A 1,801-nucleotide genomic window follows, 5' to 3' on the forward strand; every position below is an offset into this window, starting at 1 on the left:
GTAGCCGGGGTAGGTGGTGGGCTCGGACGGCATGCCGCCAGCTTCGCCTGACGAGTTCGTTCCAGCCAGAGCTGGCCAACGTGACAATGCCCCTGCTGCCGGTACCGCCGGCCATCCTGCGGCTCGGGCCGGAAGACCCGGCGAGCCGAGCCTGGCTCTGGGCTCACTGGGGCACCACCTGGGCACTGCGGCACGTCCGTGCGCTGCCCGCCGAGCTGGATGGCCGTCGCCGGCGGATGGCGGAGCTGCGGGTCGAGTTCTGGTCGGCCGACTGGTCGCCCTGGCAGGCGCTGCGACGGCTGCGCCGGGACTGGCTGGACCTGACCCTGGACCTGCGGCCGCACTACGGTGACGCCGCCGCGGCAGCGAGCGACACGGCCATTGCGCATCCTCTCCGGACGCCCTCCCGCCAGCCCGGACCGCCCGCGACCAGGCCGACGAAGCGGCCCAGGACACGCCATGGCTGATCTGGACGCCAGGCCGGATACCATGCGCTGGGAGGAGGAAGCGCCTCCTCCGCTGCACCGCCTCCCGGACGCCGCGCCGCACCTTGCGGTGGATGGGTTCGAGGGGCCGCTCGACTTCCTGCTGGAGATGGTGGTCCGGCACCGGCTCGACCTCGGCCGGCTGTCCATCGTCACCTTGACCGACCAGTTCGTCGCGGCCTTCGAGGCGGATGCCGGCAGGGTCCCGCTGGAGCGACGGGCCGACTGGCTGGTGATGGCCGGCGAGCTGGTGCGGCTGAAGGCGCAGCTGCTCTGGCCGGCGAACCCGGAGACGGCACAGGCGGCCGAAGCAGAGGCGGATCGGCGGCTCCGGCAACTCGACGAACTGGCGGCGATGCGCGCCGCGGCCGGGTGGCTCTCGGCCCGGCCGCAGCTGGGGATCGAGGTCTTCGGGCGGGGCAGGCAGCCACGCCCGGCCCGGCCTCGGGCGGAGCTGATGCTGGCGTTCATGGAAGCCACGCTGGTGCTGCTGGAGGGGCGGCCGGGGCAGGGGGGTGAGGCGGGCACGTCCGCCACGACCTATCGGCCGAGCTTGGCCGAGCTGTGGCGCGTCCCGGACGCCCTGGCACGCATTCCGGCGCTGCTGGCCGAGGCCCCTGGCGGAAGCCTGTCGTTGGAGAGCTGCCTGCCAGCGTTCGCGCCCGATCTGCCCGACCGGGCCTTGCGCGTCCGTGCCGCGCTGGCCAGCACCCTGGTCGCCGGGCTGGAAGTTGTCCGCGACGGCAAGGCCCGCATTGAGCAGACCAAGCCATTCGGCACGATCCACCTCCTCCACATCGAGCCTGCCGGGCCGGACAGGGAGGCGGCACCCGCATGAGGCAGCGGCCCCCGGGTCCGAACTGTGCCTTTTCCCGGTGCCCTTGATCTGGCACCGCTGCCAAGCCGATGGCTGAGCTGATGCGCATGAAGGCCATGGAGAATACTGGAGTGGGACCTGCCTGCGCGGGCGAAGTCGGCGGCGGTGGGCAGCAACGGCCGGAGCAGGCCGGTACGGTCAGAGTGGGTGGGGAGGGTAGCATGGCCGACGGCAAGGGGAGGCAAGCGGCTTCGGGTGTGCGCATCCGTCAGGATGTGGAGGCCTTCCGGGTGGCGGCATCCCGGCTCGGCCTGGTCGGCCCTGGGCCAGCGCATGGTCCCGTGGCCATCGAGCTTGCGCCGCCGGCCAGCGAGGAGGCCATCGCCGCGGTCGAGGCCGAGATCGGCCGCAGGCTTCCGGGCATTGTCACGTTGGCCAGCTCTGGCTGGAACGAACTCGTCAGGCGAAGCTGGCGGCATGCCGTCCGAGCCCACCACCT

General features: G+C 72.5%; 3 protein-coding genes. All 3 read left to right on the top strand.

The annotated features are described in order from the left end of the window. Positions 1-80: 80 nt before the first annotated feature. Positions 81-467: a hypothetical protein gene (locus BT98_RS0120180; RefSeq protein WP_147292496.1), complete on the top strand. Its 387-nt coding sequence runs from the start codon at positions 81-83 to the stop codon at positions 465-467. Next, on the top strand, positions 460-1,323 hold the full coding sequence (locus BT98_RS25405) for a segregation and condensation protein A (protein WP_051544370.1): 864 nt from the start codon (positions 460-462) through the stop codon (positions 1,321-1,323). Before BT98_RS0120180 ends, BT98_RS25405 begins: the two co-directional genes overlap by 8 nt. Before the next feature lie 200 nt (positions 1,324-1,523). After that, positions 1,524-1,801 (top strand): hypothetical protein (locus tag BT98_RS25410; protein WP_155985220.1); only part of this gene is annotated, 278 nt, incomplete at its 3' end.

The organism is Roseomonas mucosa ATCC BAA-692, from assembly GCF_000622225.1.
GTDB lineage: Bacteria > Pseudomonadota > Alphaproteobacteria > Acetobacterales > Acetobacteraceae > Roseomonas > Roseomonas mucosa.

Excerpts from the sequence above, each read along its gene's own strand:
- BT98_RS25405 (WP_051544370.1), top strand. The coding sequence starts at position 460 with ATGGCTGATCTGGACGCCAGGCCGGATACCATGCGCTGGGAGGAGGAA.